The organism is Rhodanobacter sp. Soil_C_14 (genome assembly GCF_057657335.1).
Genome location: NZ_JBDGIQ010000004.1, coordinates 201,310 through 223,728, shown reverse-complemented (window position 1 = coordinate 223,728; position 22,419 = coordinate 201,310). Strand labels below are relative to the sequence as shown.

At 67.0% G+C, this 22,419-nt stretch carries 18 protein-coding genes and 1 tRNA gene; 9 read left to right on the top strand and 10 right to left on the bottom strand.

Going from position 1 to position 22,419, the window contains the following annotated elements:
- The first annotated feature begins 56 nt into the window (after positions 1-56).
- The 7 genes from AC3A56_RS11685 (at position 57) to AC3A56_RS11655 (ending at position 9,048) form a co-directional block, all read left to right on the top strand.
- The gene (locus tag AC3A56_RS11685; protein WP_200946162.1) at positions 57-1,676 is read left to right on the top strand and encodes a M48 family metalloprotease; all 1,620 of its coding nucleotides are present in this window, start codon (positions 57-59) and stop codon (positions 1,674-1,676) included.
- A 73-nt stretch (positions 1,677-1,749) separates the two neighbouring features.
- Positions 1,750-2,439 (top strand): phosphate regulon transcriptional regulator PhoB, encoded by a 690-nt coding sequence (gene phoB / locus AC3A56_RS11680; RefSeq protein WP_056716704.1) that lies wholly within the window; start codon positions 1,750-1,752, stop codon positions 2,437-2,439.
- A gap of 84 nt (positions 2,440-2,523) precedes the next feature.
- Entirely contained in the window at positions 2,524-3,771 is a 1,248-nt protein-coding gene (gene phoR, locus AC3A56_RS11675; protein WP_487770440.1) for a phosphate regulon sensor histidine kinase PhoR, read from the top strand.
- A 54-nt stretch (positions 3,772-3,825) separates the two neighbouring features.
- Entirely contained in the window at positions 3,826-5,919 is a 2,094-nt protein-coding gene (ppk1, locus tag AC3A56_RS11670) for a polyphosphate kinase 1 (protein ID WP_204109035.1), read from the top strand.
- Positions 5,920-5,997: 78 nt separating this feature from the next.
- Positions 5,998-7,515, top strand: coding sequence for a Ppx/GppA phosphatase family protein (locus AC3A56_RS11665; protein WP_487770439.1), 1,518 nt, complete (start codon positions 5,998-6,000; stop codon positions 7,513-7,515).
- 63 nt (positions 7,516-7,578) lie between these two features.
- The gene (locus AC3A56_RS11660; protein WP_487770438.1) at positions 7,579-8,310 is read left to right on the top strand and encodes a peptidylprolyl isomerase; all 732 of its coding nucleotides are present in this window, start codon (positions 7,579-7,581) and stop codon (positions 8,308-8,310) included.
- A 6-nt stretch (positions 8,311-8,316) separates the two neighbouring features.
- Positions 8,317-9,048: a UDP-2,3-diacylglucosamine diphosphatase gene (locus tag AC3A56_RS11655; RefSeq protein WP_487770437.1), complete on the top strand. Its 732-nt coding sequence runs from the start codon at positions 8,317-8,319 to the stop codon at positions 9,046-9,048.
- 1,073 nt (positions 9,049-10,121) lie between these two features.
- On the opposite strand, the gene AC3A56_RS11650 is transcribed toward AC3A56_RS11655, so the two are convergent.
- The 6 genes from AC3A56_RS11650 to AC3A56_RS11625 form a co-directional block, all read right to left on the bottom strand.
- Positions 10,122-10,214: transfer RNA gene (locus AC3A56_RS11650), tRNA-Ser, on the bottom strand.
- A gap of 79 nt (positions 10,215-10,293) precedes the next feature.
- The gene (csrA, locus tag AC3A56_RS11645) at positions 10,294-10,497 is read right to left on the bottom strand and encodes a carbon storage regulator CsrA (protein ID WP_056716714.1); all 204 of its coding nucleotides are present in this window, start codon (positions 10,495-10,497) and stop codon (positions 10,294-10,296) included.
- Between the two features lie 271 nt (positions 10,498-10,768).
- A complete protein-coding gene (gene alaS / locus AC3A56_RS11640) occupies positions 10,769-13,393 on the bottom strand; it encodes an alanine--tRNA ligase (RefSeq protein WP_487770436.1) in 2,625 nt (874 codons plus the stop codon).
- An 84-nt stretch (positions 13,394-13,477) separates the two neighbouring features.
- The gene (locus AC3A56_RS11635) at positions 13,478-13,981 is read right to left on the bottom strand and encodes a regulatory protein RecX (RefSeq protein ID WP_487770435.1); all 504 of its coding nucleotides are present in this window, start codon (positions 13,979-13,981) and stop codon (positions 13,478-13,480) included.
- Between the two features lie 235 nt (positions 13,982-14,216).
- Positions 14,217-15,254 (bottom strand): recombinase RecA, encoded by a 1,038-nt coding sequence (gene recA / locus AC3A56_RS11630; RefSeq protein WP_007806195.1) that lies wholly within the window; start codon positions 15,252-15,254, stop codon positions 14,217-14,219.
- A 145-nt stretch (positions 15,255-15,399) separates the two neighbouring features.
- Positions 15,400-15,909, bottom strand: coding sequence for a CinA family protein (locus AC3A56_RS11625; RefSeq protein ID WP_082542815.1), 510 nt, complete (start codon positions 15,907-15,909; stop codon positions 15,400-15,402).
- Between the two features lie 87 nt (positions 15,910-15,996).
- Here AC3A56_RS11625 and mutS point away from each other — a divergent pair, with 87 nt between their 5' ends.
- Entirely contained in the window at positions 15,997-18,588 is a 2,592-nt protein-coding gene (gene mutS, locus AC3A56_RS11620; protein ID WP_487770434.1) for a DNA mismatch repair protein MutS, read from the top strand.
- A gap of 123 nt (positions 18,589-18,711) precedes the next feature.
- On the opposite strand, the gene AC3A56_RS11615 is transcribed toward mutS, so the two are convergent.
- Positions 18,712-19,896 (bottom strand): trans-sulfuration enzyme family protein, encoded by a 1,185-nt coding sequence (locus tag AC3A56_RS11615; protein ID WP_487770433.1) that lies wholly within the window; start codon positions 19,894-19,896, stop codon positions 18,712-18,714.
- 93 nt (positions 19,897-19,989) lie between these two features.
- Here AC3A56_RS11615 and AC3A56_RS11610 point away from each other — a divergent pair, with 93 nt between their 5' ends.
- Entirely contained in the window at positions 19,990-20,466 is a 477-nt protein-coding gene (locus tag AC3A56_RS11610; protein ID WP_204109057.1) for an Lrp/AsnC family transcriptional regulator, read from the top strand.
- Between the two features lie 72 nt (positions 20,467-20,538).
- Here AC3A56_RS11610 and AC3A56_RS11605 read toward each other — a convergent pair whose 3' ends face one another.
- From AC3A56_RS11605 to AC3A56_RS11595, 3 genes are all read right to left on the bottom strand, one after another.
- Positions 20,539-21,195, bottom strand: a complete 657-nt coding sequence (locus AC3A56_RS11605; RefSeq protein ID WP_056716726.1) for a response regulator — start codon at positions 21,193-21,195, stop codon at positions 20,539-20,541.
- 195 nt (positions 21,196-21,390) lie between these two features.
- Entirely contained in the window at positions 21,391-21,798 is a 408-nt protein-coding gene (locus tag AC3A56_RS11600; protein ID WP_487770432.1) for an RNA-binding S4 domain-containing protein, read from the bottom strand.
- 20 nt (positions 21,799-21,818) lie between these two features.
- Positions 21,819-22,409 (bottom strand): response regulator, encoded by a 591-nt coding sequence (locus tag AC3A56_RS11595; RefSeq protein WP_056716731.1) that lies wholly within the window; start codon positions 22,407-22,409, stop codon positions 21,819-21,821.
- Between the last annotated feature and the right edge of the window lie 10 nt (positions 22,410-22,419).

The window sequence follows — 22,419 nt, the reverse complement described above, 5'->3', positions numbered from 1 at the left end:
GGCTGCGGTGAACCGACGCAGCAGGACACGGTCACAATGCTATTGTCGCCGAACCCATGATCATGTCGCCACGTCCCGTTCCCTGCCTGCTCGCCACCCTGCTCTGCGCCGCGCTGGCGAGCACCGCCAGTGCCCAGCAGGACATGCGCCTGCCGGACCTGGGCAGTTCGGCCAACGCGCTGATTTCGCCCAGCGAGGCGCAGGATTACGGTGCCTCCATGCTGCGCCAGATGCGCGCGCTGGACATGGTGGTCGACGACCCGCTGCTGGACGACTACATCAACGACCTCGGCTACCGGCTGGTCGCCAGCAGCGACAAGCCGAAGGAACATTTCGCCTTTTTCATCGTGAAGGACCCGGAAATCAACGCCTTCGCCGCGCCCGGCGGCTATATCGCGGTGAACTCGGGGCTGCTCACGATCACCCGTGACGAAAGCGAGCTGGCCGGCGTGATCGCCCATGAGATCGGCCACATCACCCAGAACCACCTGCAGCGTGCGTTCGAGGACTCGAAGAAGGATGCGCCGCTGATGGCCCTGGTGCTGCTCGGCGCGATCGCCGCCGGGGCCAGCAACCACAGCGGCGACGCACCGATGGCCGTGCTGGCCGGCGGCCAGGGGCTGATCGCGCAGAAATCGATCAATTTCACCCGCAAGGACGAGATCGAGGCCGATCGCGTCGGCATCCAGACGCTGTCCAAGGCCGGCTTCGACCCCAATGCGATGGCGGGCTTCTTCCAGCGCATGCAGGATGCGATGAGCGCCGGCGCCGGCGGCGAGGACGTGCCGGCGCTGTTGCAGACGCATCCGGTGACGACCAGCCGGATCAGCGACGCCAAGGCGCGCGCCGATGCGCTGATCGCCGCGCAGAAGCTGCGCGTGGGCACCACCGGGATCGATCGGCAGCAATGGGCGAGGAGCACGGCGCCGATCCCCTTCGTGAAGGACCCCACCACCCTGCTCGCTGCCCATCGCGCAGGCGATCTGGACACCTACGCGCTGATGCGCGAACGCGCCCGCGTGCTGGCCGGCGACGCCACGCGGCTGGCCACGTATTACGCGTCCAGCCTGCAGACGCGACGCGATTTCGACACCCCGGCAAATCACTACGGTTACGCGCTGGCGCTGACGCGCAGCGGCCGCGGCGCGCTGGCCATGGGACAATTGCAGCCACTGCTGGACAACCACCCGGGGAACCTGCTGCTGAAGCTGGCCGTGGCCGATGCCCGCCTGCAGGCCGGCCAGCGGGCCGCCGCGCTGGCCATCTACTCGGAACTCAACACCCAGTCCCCGCGCAACCGTGCGGTCGCGCTGGCGTATGCCCATGCGCTCACCGCCGGCGGCGACAAGGACCAGGCCCGGCTCGCCGCCGGCAAGTTGCGGCCGCTGCTGGACAATGCCAGCGAACCGGAGATCTACAGCACCTACGCCCGCGCCAGCGACAAGGCTGGCGACAGCGTGCGCGCCGGCGAAGCCTACGCCGACGCGAGCTATTACTCGGGCCGACCGTACGACGCCATGGAGCAGCTCAAGCGGCTGCTCAAGCGCGACGACCTGGACTACTACGCCCGCGTGCGCATCCAGGCGCGGATCACCGAGCTGACGCCGCTGGTGCTGGAACTGCACAAGCGCAAGATCAGGACCGCGGACAGTCCCGGCGATGATTCGCGGCAATAAGTGCCGCACTGTCATCGCCGCGTAACATGGATTCGCTGCAATACTTTCGTCATCCGCCACGGCAGACCACCGCGTGCACAAACGCATCCTCATCGTTGAAGACGAAACCTCGATTCGCGAAATGATCGCCTTTGCCCTGCGCAAGGCCGGCATGGAAACCATGCAGGCGGTCGACGCCCGCGCCGCCCAGCTGGCATTGTCCGAACAGGTGCCGGACCTGATCCTGCTGGACTGGATGCTGCCTGGCATGAGCGGGTTGGAACTGGCGCGGCGCCTGCGCAAGGAAGAGCTCAGCCGCGAAATCCCGATCATCATGCTGACCGCACGCGGCGAGGAAATGGACCGCGTCAACGGCCTGGAGGCCGGCGTCGACGACTACGTGGTGAAGCCGTTCTCCACCCGCGAGCTGGTCGCCCGGATCAAGGCCGTCCTGCGGCGCAGCCAGGGCGATGACGGCACGGGCGTGATCGAACTGGGCGGTCTGCGCATCGACGGGGCCGCACACCGGGTGTTCGCCGGCGAGGAGCCGGTGGCGATCGGCCCCACCGAGTATCGGCTGCTGTATTTCTTCATGACCCATGCCGAGCGGGTCTACTCGCGTGCGCAATTGCTGGACCACGTCTGGGGCGGCAGCGTCTACGTGGAAGAGCGCACCGTCGACGTGCATATCCGCCGGCTGCGCAAGACGCTGGAGCCCTGGAAGCTGGATGAACTGGTGCAGACGGTGCGCGGCACCGGCTACCGCTTTTCCACCAGCATCTGAACGGCACCGCCTCGCTTGCGTCGCCAGGATCTTTTGCCGATGCTGGCGGTCGCCGCATACGCCCCCGGATGACCCCGTTCCCGCATGCCTGACTGGAAACTCCCCACGTTCCTCGCCTCGATCCTGTGCGCCGGGGCGGCACTGGGCTGGCTGGCCGGAAGTTCCGCCTGGGTCGGGCTGGCCATCGCCGCCATCCTCGGAGTCGTCTTGCTGCTGACCCGGCTCCGTCATCTGCAGCAGGCCATGATGGCCGCACCCGCTGCCGCCGGCGCCACTCACGATGACCGACTCATGACCCGCGCGCACCAGCTTGCCGCGAACCTGCGCGACCTTCGCCGGGCCGCGGACCACCTGCCGGATGCGGTGGTGCTGCTCGACCGTCACCAGCAGGTGCGCTGGTTCAACCACGCCGCGGGCAACCTGCTGGGACTGGATCGGGCGGGGGATCGCGGCCAGTCGCTGACCGAGCGACTGGCCGGCTCCGAACTGGCCGACTGGCTGCGCGACGGGGCGCAAGACCAGCTCGACGACGTCGCCGCCCCCGGCAACAAGGCGAGCCAGCTCAACGTCACCCTGCTGCCGTTCGGCAAGCATCAGCAATTGCTGCTGGCGAACGACATCACCCACCTGAAGCGACTGGAACAGGTGCGCCGGGATTTCGTCTCCAATGTTTCCCACGAGCTGCGCACGCCGTTGACGGTGATCCACGGCTATCTCGAATTGCTGGACCCCGAAGACGTGCCCGAGCTGGCGCCGGTGCTCACCGAGATGCGGGCGCAGTCGAAACGGATGGGCCAGATCGTCGAGGACCTGCTGACCCTGTCGCGACTGGAGACCCAGCACGAGGTGGTCGACGAACGCGTGCCGATGGCCGCCCTGCTGGCCACCGTGCGCAAGGAAGCCGAGGCGCTCAGCCAGGGCCGCCACCAGATCAGCCTGGAATCCACCGCCAACGCGGACCTGTTCGGTTCACCGAAGGACCTGCACAGCGCCTTGTCGAACCTGGTCAGCAACGCGGTGCGCTATACGCCCAACGGCGGCAGCATCGCGATCCGCTGGCGGCGCGAACCCGGCGGCGCGGTGTATTCGGTCAGCGATACCGGCTTCGGCATCCCCGCCAGCCACCTGGCCCGGCTGACCGAACGGTTCTACCGGGTGTCCTCCAGCCGGTCGCGCGACAGCGGCGGCACCGGACTGGGGCTGTCGATCGTCAAGCACGTGCTGAACCTGCACCAGGCACGCTTGCAGATCGAAAGCGAAGCCGGTGCGGGTTCCACCTTTTCCTGCCACTTCGGCGATGCACGGTTGCTGGCTCCCGACGCCGGCGAGTGAAGCCGCTGCCACGGGCGCGATGTATTTGGCGCACGTCATGGGCCAGAATGAAGCATGCCCACACCACCGAGTTGCCCATCGCCCGATACCGGTCCCGGTGCACCGGAGTTGTATCTCAGCCGCGAGCTGGCCGCGCTGGAATTCAATTTCCGGGTACTGGCGATGGCGCGCGACCCCAGCGTGCCGCTGCTCGAGCGCCTGCGCTACCTGAGCATCGTGGCGAGCAACCTCGACGAGTTCTTCGAGGTGCGGGTGGCGATGCTCAAGCACCACCACGCGTACGGTTCGGCCGCACCGGGTCCCGACGGGGTCAGCTCCGGCGACCTGCTGGCGCAGATCCGCAGTCGCGTGCTCGACCTGGTCGCCGAGCAGTACGCAACCTGGCAGGAACAGATCGGTCCCCAGCTGGATGCCGAGCAGATCCACATCCTCACCCGAAAACGCTGGAACCCGCGCCAGCGGCGCTGGCTGCAGGGCTATTTCGAGCATGAGGTGCTGCCGGTGCTGTCGCCGCTGGGACTGGACCCGGCGCATCCGTTCCCGCGCATCCTCAACAAGACGCTGAACATCGCGGTGGTGCTGAAGGGGCGCGACGCCTTCGGCCACGAGGGGCACATGGCGCTGGTGCGGGCACCGCGTTCGCTGCCCCGGATCATCCGCGTGCCGGCCGAGGTCAGCGGCCCGGGCGAGCACTTCGTGTTCCTGGCCGAGCTGCTGCAGGCCTTCGTCGACCTGATGTTTCCCGGCCTCAGGGTGGTCGGCTCGTACCAGTTCCGGGTGACCCGCAACAGCGAGCTGATCGTCGAGGAGGCCGAGGTGGAGAACCTCGCGCTGGCCCTCAGCGAGGAGCTGGTCGGGCGCGGCTACGCGCGGCCGGTGCGGCTGGAGATCGCCAACGATTGCCCGAAGGCGATCACCGCGATGCTGATCGAGAACTTCCAGCTTGAAGAGACCGACGTCTACCGCTGCGACGGCCCGGTCAACATCATCCGCGCCGGCCTGATCTACGACTGGCTGGACCGGCCGGAGCTGAAGTTCCCGCGCTTCAATCCGCAGCTGCCCTCGGCGCTCGAGAGCAACCGCAACAAGTTCGACCTGATCGGCCAGCACGACGTGCTGTTGCACCATCCGTACCAGAGCTTCGCCGCGGTGATCGACCTGCTGCGCCAGGCCACCGCCGACCCGCAGGTGCTGGCGATCAAGCAGACCCTGTACCGCGCCGGCGAGGACACGCCGCTGGTCGACCTGCTGGTCGAGGCGGCCCGCCACGGCAAGGACGTCACCGTGGTGATCGAGCTGCGCGCGCGCTTCGACGAGGAGGCCAACATCCGCCTGGCCACGCGGCTGCAGGAAGCCGGCGTGCAGGTGGTCTATGGCGTGGTCGGCTACAAGACCCACGCCAAGATGATGCTGATCGTGCGCCGCGAGGGCGAGGCGCTGCGCCGCTACGTGCACCTGTCCACCGGCAACTACCACCAGGCCAACAGCCGGATGTACACCGACATCGGGCTGATGACGGCCAACCCCGAGATCGGCGAGGACATGCACAAGGTCTTCCAGCAGCTGTCCGGCCTGGGACCCATCATCGACCTGAAGCGCCTGCTGCATTCGCCGTTCACGCTGTATCCGAAAGTGCTGGAGAAGATCGAGCGCGAAACCGCCCACGCGACCGCGGGTCGACCGGCGCGCATCGTGGCCAAGCTCAACGCGCTCAATGAAGCGCGGGTGATCTCTGCGCTGTACCGGGCCTCGCAGGCCGGCGTGGAGATCGACCTGATCGTGCGCGGCGCGTGCACCCTGCGCCCCGGCCTGCCCGGCATCTCCGAGCGCATCCGGGTGCGCTCGATTGTGGGACGTTTCCTCGAGCACAGCCGGGTGTACTGGTTTGCCAACGATGGCGACGCGGAGATCTATTGCGCCAGCGCGGACTGGATGGAGCGCAACCTGATGCGGCGTATCGAGGTGGCCTTCCCGATCCTGGACCCGGACCTGGCGGCGCGCGTGTTCGAGGAAACCCTGGCCAACGGCCTGGCCGACAACACCCAGGCCTGGCTGCTGGGCAGCGATGGTCGCTATGTCCGAGCCACTCCCGGCGAGCACCCGCCGTACAGCGCCCAGCAGGGCCTGCTCGAACGCTACTGCAAGTGAGCCGATCGCCATGAACCGATGCAAGCCTTTCACGCGCGCGTGCGAGAATCCGTCCTTTGCCATCGCGGGAGCCCCGGCGTGAGCCCAGCCGAACAGACACCGATCCGCGATGGCGAACTCATCGCCGCGATCGACATGGGTTCCAACAGCTTCCACATGGTGGTCGCGCGGATGGAACATGGCGAGCCGCGCGTGATCGATCGCCTGCGCGACACCGTGCGGATGGCCGCCGGCCTGCGCGCCGACGGCAGCCTGGACGCCGAACGACGCGCACGCGCGATCGCCTGCCTGGCCCGCTTCGGCCAGCGCATCGCCGGCCTGCCGTCGATACGGGTGCGCGCGGTGGCCACCAACACGGTACGCCGGCTCGCCTCGCCGCAGACCTTCCTGACCTCGGCCGAGGCCGCGCTCGGCCATCCGATCGAAGTGGTCTCCGGGCGCGAGGAAGGCCGCCTGATCTTCCTCGGCGCCGCCCACGACCTGCCCGTTTCGCGCGAGCCGCGACTGGTCATCGACGTCGGCGGTGGCAGCACCGAGTTCATCATCGGCCGGGGCCTGGCTCCGCTGCACACCGAGAGCGTGCAGGCCGGCTGCATCGCCTCGACCCTGCGTTTCTTCCCGGGCGGCAAGATCAACCGCAAGCGCTGGCAGCGCGCGGTGAGCGAGATCGGCGTGCTGCTGCAGCAGTTCGCCGAGGACTACCGCGAATCCGGCTGGCAGGATGCCTACGGCTCCTCCGGCACGGCCAAGTCGATCGGCTCGGTCGTGCAGGAAATGAAATTCTGCGACGACGGCATCACCTCCGCCTCGCTGGCCTCGCTGCGCGACGTGCTGATCGAACACGGCCAGATCAACACGCTCAAGCTGCCGGGCCTGGTCGAGGACCGCGCGCCCGTGCTCGCCGGCGGCGTGGTGATCATGGAAGCGGCGTTTGCCGCGCTGGGCATCGACCGGCTGCGCGTGTGCGAAAGCTCGATGCGCGAAGGGCTGCTGTGGGACTTGCTGGGCCGCGCCGGCGGCAGCGATCCGCGTACTGCCAGCATCGAGGCACTGGCCAATCGCTATGGCGTGGATCGCGCCCAGGCACGCCGGGTCGAATCGACCGCACTGATGCTGTTCGATCAGGTGGCGCGCAGCTGGAAGCTGGACGCCGATGCGCGCGAGTGGCTTTCCTGGGCCGCGCGCGTGCATGAGATCGGCCTGGCCATCGCGCACAGCCAGCACCACCATCATGGCGCCTACATCCTGCGGCACGCCGACTTGGCCGGCTTCTCGCGGCAGGAGCAGCAGCTGCTGGCCGCGGTGGTCGACATGCATCGGCGCAAGCCGGACAAGCCGGTGATTACCGCCCTGCCGCAGCGTTATCGCACACTGGCCCGATACACCACGGCGCTGCTGCGCCTGGCCGTGCTGTTCCGCCGCGCGCGTCGTGCCGAGTCGCTGCCGCAGATGCGCCTGGCCGCCAGCAGCCGATCGCTGCGACTGACCTTGCCGCACGCATGGTTCGAGCAGCACCCGCTCAGCGAGGCGGACCTGCAACAGGAACAGGCGCCCATGGCCGAACTCGGCCTGCGGCTGGAACTTACCGGCAGCTGACGCGAACCCGCGCCGCGGCGTCGCCGCGTATGATGTCCCGAGGCCCCGACCATCTTTATGCCCATGCTGAAATCCCTGCTCGCCATCCTGCTTCTGTCACTGCCGCTGACGCTGACCGCGCAGACGGCCAAACCGGCGCCGGCCGCCGCGCCGGCGCCGCCACCGCAAGTCGTGCTGACCACCTCGCAAGGCGAGATCACGCTGGAGCTGTATCCGGACAAGTCACCCAAGAGCGTGGCGAACTTCCTGCAGTACGTCCGCGACGGCTTCTACGACGGCACGCTGTTGCACCGGGCGATTCCCGGCTACCTGGTGCAAGGCGGCCTGTATACCCGCGACCTGCAGCCCAAGCGCACCCGCTCGGCCATCGCCAGCGAGGCCGACAACGGCCTGTCCAACCTGCGCGGCACGGTGGCGGTCGCCCGTGGGGCAGACCCGAACTCCGGCACCGCGCAGTTCTTCTTCAACCTGGTCGACAACCGGCGGCTGGATTTCGCCGGCAACCAGAGCGGGCTGACCTGGGGCTACACCGTGTTCGGCAAGGTCATCAAGGGCATGGACGTGGTCGACAAGATCGCCGCCATGCCGACCCGCGCGCTGGGGCCCTTTGCCGGCGACGTGCCCAATCCGCTGGTGTTGATCGAAAGCGCCCGGGTGATCGGCGAACAGGCACCGGCCTCCGCCGCCAGCGCCGCGAGTCCCGCCAGGGCAGCCTCGTCGGCGACGCCCGCGAACGCGGCAAAGTCCGGCAAGAAGGCTTCCAGGAAAGTTGCCAAGCCCGCCGGCAAGGATTGATCCGCCATGAGCACCTTGTTCATCGCGGACCTGCATCTGGACGCCAGCCGACCGCAGATCACCGAGCTGTTCGAAAAATACCTGGCCAGCGACGAAGTCCGTCAGGCCGACGCCCTGTACATCCTGGGCGACCTGGTCGAGGCCTGGATCGGCGACGACGATGACGCCGAACTGCCCGCGCGCATCGCCTCCGCAACGCGCGCGGTGCGCGACGCCGGCGTGCCGGTCTATTTCATGGTCGGCAACCGCGACTTCCTGCTCGGCGAAGCCTTCGCCGAACGTGCCGGCCTGACCCTGCTCGACGACGGTGTCGTGCATGACGTGCAGGGTCGGCCCACCCTGCTGATGCATGGCGACGTGCTGTGCACCGACGACACCGCCTACCAGGCCGTGCGCCGCCAGGTGCGCACGCCCGAATGGGCCGCGCAGATCCTCGCGATGCCGCTGGAAGCGCGCCGCGCGTTTGCCGCCAAGGCGCGCGCGGACAGCAAGGCGCACACCGGCAGCACCATGGAAAGCATCATGGACGTCAACGCCGATGCCGTAGCCGATGCGGTGCGCCGAGCGGGCGTGACGCGACTGATCCACGGGCACACGCATCGACCCGCCATCCATCGCCTTGAGGTGGATGGAAAACCGACCGAGCGAATCGTGTTGGGAGACTGGTACGAACACGGCTCGGTGTTGCGGGTGGATGATCGGGGCAACGTCGAACTGCGCGGGTTGGCGGTGGGCTGAGCTGCATCGCGCGCATCTTGATCAGCGCTGGCGCCGCTTCGATCAAGTCGCATGAAGGGCCGCAGCGTTCATGCTCGGCTCCCTTCATTGCTTGCAGGGGAGGGTTGGGGTGGGTCGCTCTTGATCTCGCGGTGACGCAGCCAGGTACACAAGACGCCTGCTTCGATGGGCGATGCCATGACGTGGTGTTCGCGAGGGACTGTTTGGCCCATCCTTGGGCCGAACCTCTGCGCGCTGCGCTCCGGCGCCAGCCTGCGGCTGTCGTTGTTTGTTTCACACGATACCAAGCTCACGCCCTGCTCCCTCCCCTGCTTGCAGGGGAGGGCTGGGGTGGGGTTGCTCTTGATTTCGTGATGGCGCATCCGGATACGCAAAACGCCTGCTTCGATGGGCGATGCCATGACGTGGAGTTCGCGAGGGATTGTTCGGCCCATCCATGAGCCGAACCCTTCCGCGCTGCGCGCTCCAGGGCCAGCCTGCGGCTGTCCACAATGTTCCAGACAAAATTGTCGACAACGAAGGCAGGATGCCGTAGTCGAACATCGGCGCAGCCGATGGCCGAAGGGCGAGGCACAGGATGTGCCGAGTAACCGGAGGGTTCGTCTTCCGCCAGATACGCACAACGCCGGCTTCGATGGAGTTTCACTCGGCGTGGTGTTCGGGGATTGTGAATCCCATCCATGGGATTCACCCTTCCGCGCTGCGCGCTCCAGGGCCAGCCTGCGGCTGTCCACAATGTTCCAGACAAAATTGTCGACGACGAAGGCGGGATGTCGTAGTCGAACATCGGCGCAGCCGATGGCCCGAAGGGCGAGGCACAGGATGTGCCGAATAACCGGAGGGTTCGTCTTCCGCCAGATACGCACAACGCCGGCTTTGATGGAGTTTCACGCGGCGTGGTGTTCGGGGATTGTGAATCCCATCCATGGGATTCACCCTTCCGCGCTGCGCGCTCCAGGGCCAGCCTGCGGCTGTCCGAATTTGTTCCAGACAAATTCGTCGAACGGTTGGTTCGTCCACCACCTCTCTCCGCCAGATACGCAAAACGCCCCTTGCGGGGCGCTTTGCGTATCTGGCGGAGAGAGAGGGATTCGAACCCTCGATCAGGTGTTTAGCCCGATACTCCCTTAGCAGGGGAGCCCCTTCGGCCACTCGGGCATCTCTCCGGGGTCTTTGTTCCGCATTGCTGCGGAGCCGGCAAGGATACTGACCGGCGCGGTCGAGGTAAAGGCTTAATTCACTCGATCAGTGTTCGACGGACTCGTCGGGACCACTGCCGGGCTCGCTTTCGCCCTTGATGCGCTGATAGATCTCTTCGCGATGCACCGCCACATTCTTCGGTGCATTGATGCCGATGCGTACCTGATTGCCTTTCACACCAAGAACGGTGACGGTCACCTCGTCGCCGATCATCAGGGTCTCACCGACCCTGCGGGTCAGAATCAACATGATTTTGCTACTCCATAAAAGCTGTTGGTCACAGGCCTGCAGATCGACGTTGCCTCACCCCTGAGCGTCCGTCTTTCCGCAGTTCGACGAATGATCCGTCGAAGGCCCTACCCCGCCTTCCCGGCTCACAGCCAAAACACTCCTTGGCGTCCTGACTGGCGACACGAGCGTTTCCGACCGCGTCGACACTGTTTCGATAGTAACTGAGCACGATTCCCCTGTGCAATCTGCCAGGGTCGTGACGAATGGCACACGCAAAAGCTGATAGGGATCAGTGGGCCGAGATCCACTCCGGCAAGGCCGACAGGATCGTCGGCAGCTCCGGCGCATCCGTGCCGCCGCCCTGGGCCATATCGGGCCTGCCGCCGCCCTTGCCGTCGATCTGTTTCGCCACGTGTGCCACCACGTCGCCCGCCTTGATCCGGGCCAAGGCCTTGCCGTGGACTCCCGCGATCAGCGAGACCCGGCCGTCTGCCGCGCCGGCCAGCAGGATCACGCAGTCGCCCAACTGCTGCTTGAGCTGGTCCACGCTGTCGCGCAGCGACTTGGCGTCGAGGCCTTCCAGCCGGGCCGCGACCACCTTGATTCCATCGACATCCGTGGCCGAACCGGCCAGGTCGGCGGTCGCCGAGCCGGCGGCCTTGCTGCGCAGGGATTCCAGTTCGCGTTCGAGTTTCTTCTGGCGATCGAACAGCTGGCGCAGTTTTTCCACCGCATCGTCGCCGCTGCTGGAAAGCAGCTGCGAGAATTCGGCCAGACGACGCTCCTCGTCGGCGACGTAGGCCAGCGCGCCGGCGCCAGTGACTGCCTCGATGCGGCGCACGCCGGAGGCCACGCCCGCCTCGCTGACCACCTTGAACAGGCCGATGTCGCCGGTACGCCCCACGTGGGTGCCGCCGCACAGCTCGGTGGAGAAATCGCCCATTTTCAGCACGCGCACTTCGTCGCCGTACTTCTCGCCGAACAGCGCCATCGCGCCAAACTCGATCGCCTGGTCGTAGCCCATGTTGTGCACTTCGGCCGCCGCGTTGCGGCGCACCTCGGCGTTCACCAGGGCCTCGACCTGGGCCAGCTCGTCGTGGCTCATCGGCTTGTGATGCGAGAAGTCGAAGCGCAGCCGCTCCGGCGCCACCAGCGAGCCCTTCTGCGTGACGTGGCTGCCCAGCACCTGGCGCAGGGCCGCGTGCAGCAAATGGGTGGCCGAATGGTTGATCACGATGGCCTGGCGGCGCGCGGCATCGACCGAGACATCGACGGTGTCGCCAGTGCGCAGCGATCCGCCATGCCAGGTGCCGGCGTGGCCGAAGAACACGCCGCCCATCTTCAGCGTATCGCCGACTTCGAAACGGCCGGACGCGCTGGACAGCGTGCCGGTGTCGCCGACCTGGCCACCCGATTCGGCGTAGAACGGCGTGCGATCGAGGATCACCAGCCCCTCCTCGCCCTCGCCCAGCTGGTCGACCTGCTTGCCGCCGCGCACGATGCCGAGCACCTTGCTGCCGCTGCCCTGCAGCGCCTCGTAGCCGAGGAATACGGTGGGCTTGAGCTGGCTGGCCAGCTCGGCCGGCATCTGCCCCTTGGCCTCGAACTTGCCCGCGGCGCGGGCGCGCTCGCGCTGTTCGTTCATGGCCTGCTCGAAGCCGGTCATATCAACCTCAAGCCCGCGCTCGCGCGCGATGTCGGCGGTAAGGTCGACCGGGAAACCGTAGGTGTCGTAGAGACGGAACGCATCGACACCCGGGATCACCTTGCCGGATTTGCCGGCGACGTCGTCGAACAGGCGCATGCCGTGTTCCAGCGTTTCGCCGAAACGGTGTTCCTCGGTGCGCAACGCGTCCTCGACGAAGGCCTGCTTTGCCGAAAGCTCCGGGTAAGCTTCGCCCATTTCCTCGACCAGCGGCTGCACCATCTTCCAGAAGAAGTCGCCGCGCACGCCGAGCATCCAGCCGTGCCGCAGCGCGCGGCGGATGATCCGGCGCAGCACGTAGCCGCGGCCTTCGTTGGACGGCAGCACGCCGTCGACGATCAGGAAGGAACAGGCGCGGATGTGGTCGGCGATCACCCGCAGCGACTTGTTGCCCAGGTCCTGCGTGCCGGTCAGTTCGCCGGCGACGCGGATCAGGTGCGCGAACAGGTCGATCTCGTAGTTCGAATGCACGTGTTGCAGCACCGCGGCGAGGCGCTCCAGGCCCATGCCGGTGTCCACGCACGGCGCCGGCAGCGGGCTCAGCGTGCCGTCGGGCGCGCGGTCGAACTGCATGAACACCAGGTTCCAGATCTCGATGTAGCGGTCGCCGTCCTCGTCCGGCGAGCCGGGCGGGCCACCGGCGATGTCCGCACCGTGGTCGTAGAAGATCTCGGTGCACGGGCCGCACGGGCCGGTGTCGGCCATCTGCCAGAAATTGTCCGAGGCGAACGGTGCGCCCTTGTTGTCGCCGATGCGCACGATGCGTTCGGCCGGCACGCCGACCTGCTTGTTCCAGATGTCGAACGCTTCGTCGTCGGTGTGGTAGACGGTGACCCACAGCTTGTCCGCCGGCAGCTTGAAGACTTCCGTCAGCAGCTCCCACGCGTAGGCGATCGCGTCGCGCTTGAAGTAGTCGCCGAACGACCAGTTGCCCAGCATCTCGAAGAAGGTGTGATGGCGCGCGGTGTAGCCAACGGCGTCCAGGTCGTTGTGCTTGCCGCCGGCGCGCAGGCAGCGCTGCACGTCGGCCGCGCGGACATAACCGGGCTTTTCGCTGCCCAGGAACACGTTCTTGAACTGCACCATGCCGGAGTTGGTGAACAGCAAGGTCGGATCGCTGGACGGCACCAGCGAGCTGGACGGCACGATGGTGTGGTCCTTGGAACGGAAATAATCGAGGAAGGCGGAACGGATTTCGGAGGTTTTCATGCGGATCGCGATGGCTGGCGGCAACGGGCCACGCCGAGATCGGGCCAATCGCTCCGTCAACCCATGGCCGCGGGGCGATGGATGTCAGGAAATATCGTCGGCGTCGTCCACATCGGCGTGGGTAACACTCCGTACTGTGGCGGCGGCAAAGCCGCGACGCAAGAGGAATTGCGCCCGGCGGGCGCGTTCGGCGGGATCCGCGCTGCCCGCCCCGCCATAGCGGCGACGCAGTTGGGCTGCGGCCGAGACGTCCCAGTCGACCTCGGCTTCATCCATCAGCTCGCGGATGCGCGCATCGGCCAGGCCGTGGCTTTTCAGCTCCACGCGCAGGCGCATCGGCCCATAGCCCTGGGCGATCCGGCTGCGCAGCAGCACCTCGGCGAAGCGGTCGTCGTCCTGGTAATGCTGCTCGCCGAGGCGGTCCAGCGCGGCGGCGGCTTCGTCGCCTTCGTAGCCGCCCTGGCGCAGCTTGGTCTTCAGCTCCTTGCGCGAATGCTCGCGGCGCGCCAGCAGGCCCAGCGCCTTGTCGTAGGCGCTGCGTTTCGGCTTGGCCGGGTCATTTGGGCCAGGACGCTTTTTCATCTTCATCGCCATGCATACGGGCACCCGATAGGAGCGGATTTCCCCCGCGGTTCCCCCTGAGCGTAGCGCAGCGAAGTCAAAGGGCGGCCCCTCGACTCCCCCCTGCGGATCCACGCTCAGGAGCAACGACCGGGAAGACCTGCATTGTCGCGCCCGAATACGCCAACGACACCGGACCAAAACGCGCATGGCCCGGGCAAGCCGGGCCATGCGCATGCAACAGACCGTCAACCCTCACGGTTCACGCTTCCTCGAGCGCCTCTTCAGCGGCGGCGGCAGCCGGCCGGCCGACCGGCACCAGCAGGCGTTCGCGCAGCTGCTTGTCGATCTCGTTGGCAATCGCCGGGTTGTCGCGCAGGAACTGGCGCACGTTCTCCTTGCCCTGGCCGATGCGGTCGCCGTTGTAGCTGTACCAGGCACCGGACTTGTCGATCAGGTTCTGCGCCACGCCCAGCTCGATGATCTCGCCCTCACGCGAGGTGCCCTCGCCGTAGAGGATCTCGAACTCGGTCTGGCGGAACGGCGGCGCCACCTTGTTCTTGACCACCTTGACGCGGGTTTCCGAACCGATGATCTCGTCGCCCTTCTTCACCGCGCCGATACGGCGGATGTCCAGGCGCACCGAGGCGTAGAACTTCAGCGCGTTGCCGCCGGTGGTGGTCTCCGGGCTGCCGAACATCACGCCGATCTTCATGCGGATCTGGTTGATGAAGATCACCAGGCAACCGGACTTCTTGATGTTGGCGGTGAGCTTGCGCAAAGCCTGGCTCATCAGACGGGCATGCAGGCCGACGTGGGAGTCGCCCATCTCGCCCTCGATTTCCGCCTTCGGGGTCAGCGCGGCGACCGAGTCGACCACCACCATGTCCACCGCGCCGGAGCGCACCAGCATGTCGGCGATCTCCAGCGCCTGCTCGCCGGTATCCGGCTGCGACACCAGCAGGTCGTCGACCTTGACGCCCAGCTTCTCGGCATAGGTCGGGTCGAGCGCGTGCTCGGCGTCGATGAACGCGGCGGTGCCGCCGGCGCGCTGGCAGCTGGCGATCGCCTGCAGGGTCATGGTGGTCTTGCCGGAGGACTCCGGGCCGTAGATCTCGACCACGCGACCGCGCGGCAGGCCGCCGACGCCCAGCGCGATGTCCAGTCCCAGCGAGCCGGTGGAGATCGTCTCGATCGCCTCGTTGACGCGATCGCCCATGCGCATGACGGCACCCTTGCCGAACTGCTTTTCGATCTGGCCGAGGGCGGAGGTGAGCGCCTTGCGCTTGTTGTCATCCATCGTAGGTATTCCGGTTGGGCTGTGAATGGGGAGCATGATGCCCGGGTCGAATCTCACGGGCTGCGATCTGCGCCATCGGCGCGGAGCGACGTGTGCGCGACCAGTATCCCACACTGGTCAAGCCGGTCTGGCGGCCGATCGCGTGTCACTCCGTCAGCGTTTTGCGCAAGCCGATGAGCGCGGCGGCCACCGTTTGTCGGCGCACCGCCTCGCGGTCGCCCGGGAAATGGAACAGCCGCGCATGGGCGTAGCCGCCACGACGCTTCCAGCCGATCCAGACCGTGCCCACCGGTTTGTCCGGCATGCCTCCGGAAGGCCCGGCGATGCCGGTCACCGCCACCGCCACGCCGGCGCCGAAACGCGCCAGTGCGCCGGAGACCATTTCCAACACGGTTTCCTCGCTTACCGCGCCGGCATGCTCCAGCGTGCGGGGATTGACGCCGAGCAGCGCCTCCTTCGCCTCGTAGCTGTAGGTCACCACGCCCGCGTCATACCAGGCCGAACTGCCCGGCAGGTCGGTCAGCGTCTTGGCGATCCAGCCGCCGCTGCAGGATTCCGCCGTCACCAGCATCAGCCGACAGCGCTGCACCTCGGCCGCGGCCTCTGCAGCCAGTGCCAGCAACTCCGCATCGGTAGGAACAGACAACAACTCCATGCGAGACTCCCGGACTTGAACGCTTTGCGCCACGCGCAGAGGCACCGTTCTACCCGTTCCGCGCGACCACGCCAAGACTTGCATTGCATGAGCCAAGACGATCTCACCAAACACACCCCGTTCATGCGCCAGTACCTTTCGGCCAAGGCCGAGCATCCAGACGTGCTGCTGTTCTTCCGCATGGGCGATTTCTACGAGCTGTTCTACGACGACGCCCGCAAGGCGGCGCGGCTGCTCGACATCACCCTGACCCAGCGCGGGCAATCCGGTGGTGCACCGATCCCGATGGCCGGCGTGCCCTACCACGCGGCCGAGAACTACCTGGCGCGGCTGGTGCGGCTGGGCGAATCGGTGGCCATCTGCGAGCAGATGGGCGATCCGGCGCTGGCCAAGGGCATCGTCGAGCGCAAGGTGGTGCGGATCATCACGCCCGGCACGGTGACCGATGCGGCCTTGCTCGAGGATCGCCGCGACAACCTGCTGCTGGCGATCGCCGCCGGCGCCCGCGGCGACTACGGCCTGGCCTGGGTCGACCTGTCCAGCGGCCGCTTCCTGCTCAGCGAAGTACCGAGCGCCGAGGCGCTGGCTGCCGAACTGGCGCGACTGCAGCCGGCCGAGACCCTGGTCGGCGAGGACGTGGCCTGGCCGAAACTGGTCAGCGCCCTGCCCGGACTGCGCAAGCGGCCACCGTGGCATTTCGATGCCGATGCGGCGAAGCGCGAGCTCAATCGCTTCTTCGGCACGCGCGATCTGGGCGGTTTCGGCGTCGACGGCATGCCGCTGGCGGTCGCGGCTGCCGGCTGCCTGCTCGGCTACGTCGAGGAAACCCAAAAGAGCGCGCTGCCCCACCTCACCGGCATGGCGGTGGAAAGCGCCAGCGAGACGATCGCGCTGGACGCCGCCACCCGGCGCAACCTAGAACTGGACACCCATCCCAGCGGCCGCATCGAACACAGCCTGCTCGGCGTGCTCGACGAAACCGTGACACCGATGGGAGCGCGCGCACTGCGTCGCTGGCTGACCCGCCCGTTGCGTTCGCGCCAGGCCCTGCGCCGGCGTCATCAGGCGATCGGCATGCTGATCGACAGTCGCCGCCACGAATCCCTGCGCGAACAGCTGCGCGGCATCGGCGACCTCGAACGCATCCTCGCGCGGGTGGCGCTGCGCTCGGCGCGACCGCGCGATCTGTCCACCCTGCGCGATGGCCTCGCCGCCGCGCCGAAGTTGCGCGAACAGATCGCCGCGCTGGACAGCCCGCTGCTGCACACCCTGGTCGAAAGCATCGGCGACCACGCGGACACGGCCGCCCTGCTCGCCCGTGCCATCGTCGAACAGCCGCCGGTACTGCAGCGCGACGGCGGCGTGGTCGCCGACGGCTACGACACCGAGCTCGACGAACTGCGCCGCCTGTCCACCCACGCCGACCAGTACCTGGTCGAACTGGAGGAGCGCGAAAAGGCCGCCAGCGGCATCAGCACGCTGAAAGTCGGCTACAACCGCGTGCACGGCTATTACATCGAGATCAGCAAGGGGCAGTCCGACAAGGCGCCCACGCATTACACGCGCCGACAGACCACGAAGAACGCCGAGCGCTACATCACCGAGGAGCTGAAGAGCTTCGAGGACAAGGTGCTGTCGGCGAAGGAACGCTCGCTGATGCGCGAGCGTGCGTTGTACGAAGCGCTGCTCGACACGCTCACCGAAAAGCTCGAACCGTTGAAGGCCGCGGCCAGCGCGATCGCCGCGCTCGACGTGCTCGCCACCCTGGCCGAACGTGCCGAGGCGCTGGACTGGAGCGCGCCGGAGCTCACCGACGAGCAGGGCATCTGCATCGAACGCGGCCGCCATCCGGTGGTGGAGAAAGTCCGTGACGAGCCGTTCGAGCCGAACGATTTGAAGCTCGACGACGCGCGCCGCATGCTGGTGATCACCGGCCCCAACATGGGCGGCAAGAGCACCTACATGCGCCAGAACGCGCTGATCGTGCTGCTCGCCCACATCGGCAGCTACGTGCCGGCCAGCCGCGCGGTGATCGGCCCGATCGACCGCATTTTCACCCGCATCGGTGCCGGCGACGACCTGTCGCGCGGCCAGTCCACCTTCATGGTGGAGATGAGCGAGACAGCCAACATCCTGCACAACGCCACCGCCGACAGTCTGGTGCTGATGGACGAGGTCGGCCGCGGCACCAGCACCTACGACGGCCTGTCGCTGGCGCGCGCCGCGGCGGTGCATCTGGCCCGCCATTGCCGCGCATACACCTTGTTCGCCACGCATTATTTCGAGCTGACCGAACTGGCCGGCGAATTCCCGTCGATCGCCAACGTGCACCTGGACGCCGTCGAACTGCACGATCAGAAGCGGGGCGAGCAACTGGTGTTCATGCACGCGGTGAAGGAAGGTCCGGCGAACCGCAGCTTCGGCCTGCAGGTGGCCGCGCTGGCCGGCCTGCCGAAATCCGTGATCGCCGATGCGAAACGCACCCTGACCGAACTCGAACGCGGCATGCACCAGCACGTCAGTGCACCGGCACGCGCAGCCGAAGCTTCGCCGCAACTGGGCTTGTTCGCCGCCGCCCAGCCGTCGGCCGCCGAGCGTGCGCTGGCTGACATCGATCCGGATGCACTGACCCCGCGCGAGGCACTGGAGGCGCTGTACCGCCTCAAGTCGCTGAACTGAGCGCATGAAAAAAGGCCGGCGCCCTGTGACACCGGCCTTTCCAGGCCCTCCCGACCCATCGCCGATGATCAGGATCGGCGATACCCCTCCCCAACTGTTGCCGTCTGCGTGCGGCTGGAATCGTCAGGCCGCTGCGCTGAGCCGCGCCGCGTCCAGCGCCTGACGCAGATCGGCCCACAGGTCGTCGACATGCTCGATGCCCACCGACAGACGCAGCAGACCCGGCGTGATGCCGTGCTGCGCCTGGGTGGCGGCGTCGACGACGCGATGGGTCAACCCGGCCGGGTGCTGGATCAACGTATCGACCGAGCCCAGACTGACCGCCGGCGTGGCCAGCCTCACCGCAGCCATCACCGCGCTGGCGGCGGCATGACCACCATGCATCTCGAACGCCATCAGGCTGCCCGGGCCATGCATCTGCGTCTCGACCAGATGCGCATTCGCCACCGTGCCGAGGCCGGGGTAGCACACCTTCGCCACCACCGGATGCGCCACCAGCAACTTCGCCAGCCTGTGCGCGTTGTCCTGCGCCTTCAGCACGCGCAACGACAAGGTCTGCAGGCCGCGATGCAGCAGGTAGGCGCCCAGCGGATGCAGCAGGCCGCCGGTGGCGGCCCGCACCTGGCGCAGCGCCGCGGCCCATTCTGCGTCGCAGGCGACCACACCGGCGATCACGTCGCCGTAGCCGCCGAGGAACTTGGTCGCGCTGTGCAATACCAGCGTGGCGCCCAACGCGGCCGGTTGCTGCAACACCGGGGTGGCAAAGGTGGAATCGACCAGGACCGGCACCGAGCCGGCCGCCTTCACTACGGCGGCGACATCGATCAGGTCCAGCGTGGGATTGGCCGGCGTCTCGATGATCACCAGCGCCGTATCGGCAGTGATCGCCGTGGCCACTTCGTGCGGCTGGACCCAGTGCGTGGTGATCCCGAGCAGGCCCGAGTTCAGCAGGTGATCGTTGGTGCCGTACAGCGGGCGCACCGCCAGCACATGCTTGCCGCGTTGCCCCGCCGCGAGCAGGCAGGCCGACATCGCCGCCATGCCGGAACCAAACGCGACCGCGTCGGTGGTGCCTTCCAGTTGCGCCAGCGCATGCTCGAAGCGCGCCACGGTGGGATTGTGCAGACGCGCGTAGATCGGATTGGCCGCCGTCGCCGCGCCGCCGACCAGGGCGTCGAAGCTGGCGGTTCCCTCGGCCAGGTCGCGCACCGGATACGTGGTCGACAGATCCAGCGGCGGCGCATGCACGCCAAGCTCGCCGAAATCCTCGCGACCGGCATGTACACCCAGTGTTTCGAGACGCGCCATGAGCCCAACCCATTCGATTGAATGGCTGGATACTAGAATCATCCGCTATGCTTAAAACCCGTTACCGAATTTAATTTCGACAAAGCCCTTTTCATGCGCCTGGACCGAATCGACTTCGCCATATTGCGCGAGCTGCGGAAGAACGCGCGGCTGCCCAACAAGACACTGGCCGAACGGGTGGGGGTGGCGCCATCGACGGCGCTGGAGCGGGTGCGCCGGCTGCGCGAAAGCGGCGCGATCAGCGGTTACCACGCGGAAGTTGCCCCGGCGGCGGTGGGCATCGGCCTGCAGGCGATGATCAGCGTGCGGTTGGCGCGCCACTCGCGCGAGGATCTGGACGCCTTCCACGCCTACCTGCTGACCCTGCGCGAGGTGCTGGCGTTCTATCACGTGGCCGGCGCCAACGATTACCTGCTGCACGTGGCGGTGGCCGACAGCGACCACCTGCGCGATTTCGCGCTGGATGCGTTCACCACGCGACCGGAAGTGGCGCACATCGAAACCAGCCTGATCTTCACCTTCCGGCGCAATCCCGACGTGCCGATCTACCGCGAGGCGGATGAAGGCTGAGAGCTGCGATCATTCCGGACCGCGGGCAGCGAATTTCTTCACCGGCCGAGGCCGTTGCGGAACAGTCCGTGCTCAACCGATACCGTGGGCCAGCTTCAGGACCAGCGGTGGCGGTGTTGCCGGCGCGGCCAGCTGGGCGGTCACGTCCGCATCCGGCATCGCGATGTCCGGAATGTCGGTCAGGTCCTCGGCGGTCAACTCGACCGCCTCCAGCGCAGCGGGCTGCTGCTCGACCAGTGGCGAATCCTGACGTGCGGGCAATCGTCCCGACTGCACCAGCTGGCCGATGCGCAGATACACCTCGTCGCGGTCGAAGGGCTTCTGCATGAAATCGTCGGCGCCGAAACGCTGTACGTAGAACTGCTCGGTGGCCTGCGGGTTGCCGCTGATCATCACGATCGGGATGTCCCGCGTCAGCGGGTCATGGCGCAGCGCGCGCAGCACCGCGAAGCCGTTCATGCCCGGCATCACGATGTCCAGGAAAATCAGTGACGGCTGCTCGCTGCGCGCCAGCTCGATCGCCGCCTTGCCGTCGCCGGCTTTCAGCACGGCATAGCCGTCCTGCCGCAGCATCTTGCCCAGCACGGCGCAGATCGTGGGGGAATCGTCGACCACCAGCATGCGCGCACCCAGCGGTGCCTGCGCTTCAACGCGATGGATGGCCTCGACATGGTTGCCCAGCAGGCGCTTGAAAAAGCCGATGCCATTCTTCAGTGCGTGTCCGTCCATGCAAGCCTCCGCGGCCATGTGGTGGCTGGATCGCCAACCCGGTGGATTTGAAGGGATAGTCCTCCATCCACGCAGGGCATTCTGCGATGCACTGCTCAGAGCCCACGAAGAAACGCCGTTTTCCACGGGTTTTACCCGCGAATTCGCGACTATTGAAGGCCGTGCCGCCCCGACTGGCGTCTGATCCGCGGCGGCTCAATGATCGTGCTTGAGCCGGCGCAGATCACGTCGCGCCTGCTTGTCCGGTCGCTTCGGCGGACCGCTGGCACCGATCAGGCGATGCAGCTCGCGCGCCGCCTCGCGTGCCACGCGGCTGGACTCGGTCTCACGATAGAGAAGCTGTGCGGCACTGGCCGGCCCCCGCCGATCGGACAACGCCAGCACCTCGACTTCCATCCGTTCCTCACCACGGCTGATCTTCAGGCGATCGCCCGAATGGAGTGTTCTTGCCGGTTTGCAACCGGCGTCATTGACGTCGATGCGACCACCGTCGATGGCCTGCTTGGCGAGGCTGCGGGTCTTGAAGAAACGTGCGGCCCACAGCCACACGTCGACGCGTGTGGTGGCTGGCGCGGGTATCGGAGACTTGCTCATGGCGCCCATTGTCGCGCCATCGACGTGCTTCAGTCGTGCGTGGCGGCCGGTGCGACCATGTCGTGCGGGTCGGGCATGGCGATATCGGGAATCGCCGCATGCTCGGCCTCGGTGTGCTCGGGCTCGCCCGCGGGCGCTTCCACCTCCGCCCGCGGGCGCACGACCAGGCGTCCGCTGCGGGTCAGGTGTTCGATGCGGGCAAACACTTCACCGCGGCCAAACGGCTTCTTCATGAAATCGTCGGCGCCGAAACGCTGCACGTAGAACTGCTCGGTGGCCTGCAGGTTGCCGCTGATCATCACGATCGGGATGTCGCGGGTCAGCGGGTCGTGGCGCAGCGCGCGCAGCACCGCGAAGCCGCTCATGCCGGGCATCACGATGTCGAGGAAGATCAGGTCGGGGCTTTCCCGACGCGCCGTCGCCAGTGCCTGCTCGCCGTCGGCCGCCTTCAACACCATGTGGCCGTTCTGCATCAGCATCTTGCCGATCACCGCGCGGATGGTGGCCGAATCGTCGACGACCAGGATGCACGCGCTCTTGGGTTCCCCGGTGCGCGGCACGGCACGACGTTCGCCATGTTCGCTGCCGAACAGCCGCTTGATCAGTTCGAAACCAGCCATGCCCCGAGCT

Coding starts and splice junctions, on each gene's coding strand:
- AC3A56_RS11595 (WP_056716731.1), bottom strand. CDS start 22,409: ATGGCTGGTTTCGAACTGATCAAGCGGCTGTTCGGCAGCGAACATGGC.
- csrA (WP_056716714.1), bottom strand. CDS start 10,497: ATGTTGATTCTGACCCGCAGGGTCGGTGAGACCCTGATGATCGGCGAC.
- phoR (WP_487770440.1), top strand. CDS start 2,524: ATGCCTGACTGGAAACTCCCCACGTTCCTCGCCTCGATCCTGTGCGCC.
- AC3A56_RS11600 (WP_487770432.1), bottom strand. CDS start 21,798: ATGGGCGCCATGAGCAAGTCTCCGATACCCGCGCCAGCCACCACACGC.
- alaS (WP_487770436.1), bottom strand. CDS start 13,393: ATGAAAACCTCCGAAATCCGTTCCGCCTTCCTCGATTATTTCCGTTCC.
- AC3A56_RS11615 (WP_487770433.1), bottom strand. CDS start 19,896: ATGGCGCGTCTCGAAACACTGGGTGTACATGCCGGTCGCGAGGATTTC.
- AC3A56_RS11685 (WP_200946162.1), top strand. CDS start 57: ATGATCATGTCGCCACGTCCCGTTCCCTGCCTGCTCGCCACCCTGCTC.
- mutS (WP_487770434.1), top strand. CDS start 15,997: ATGAGCCAAGACGATCTCACCAAACACACCCCGTTCATGCGCCAGTAC.
- ppk1 (WP_204109035.1), top strand. CDS start 3,826: ATGCCCACACCACCGAGTTGCCCATCGCCCGATACCGGTCCCGGTGCA.
- AC3A56_RS11660 (WP_487770438.1), top strand. CDS start 7,579: ATGCTGAAATCCCTGCTCGCCATCCTGCTTCTGTCACTGCCGCTGACG.
- AC3A56_RS11635 (WP_487770435.1), bottom strand. CDS start 13,981: ATGAAGATGAAAAAGCGTCCTGGCCCAAATGACCCGGCCAAGCCGAAA.
- AC3A56_RS11610 (WP_204109057.1), top strand. CDS start 19,990: ATGCGCCTGGACCGAATCGACTTCGCCATATTGCGCGAGCTGCGGAAG.
- AC3A56_RS11655 (WP_487770437.1), top strand. CDS start 8,317: ATGAGCACCTTGTTCATCGCGGACCTGCATCTGGACGCCAGCCGACCG.
- AC3A56_RS11625 (WP_082542815.1), bottom strand. CDS start 15,909: ATGGAGTTGTTGTCTGTTCCTACCGATGCGGAGTTGCTGGCACTGGCT.
- recA (WP_007806195.1), bottom strand. CDS start 15,254: ATGGATGACAACAAGCGCAAGGCGCTCACCTCCGCCCTCGGCCAGATC.
- AC3A56_RS11605 (WP_056716726.1), bottom strand. CDS start 21,195: ATGGACGGACACGCACTGAAGAATGGCATCGGCTTTTTCAAGCGCCTG.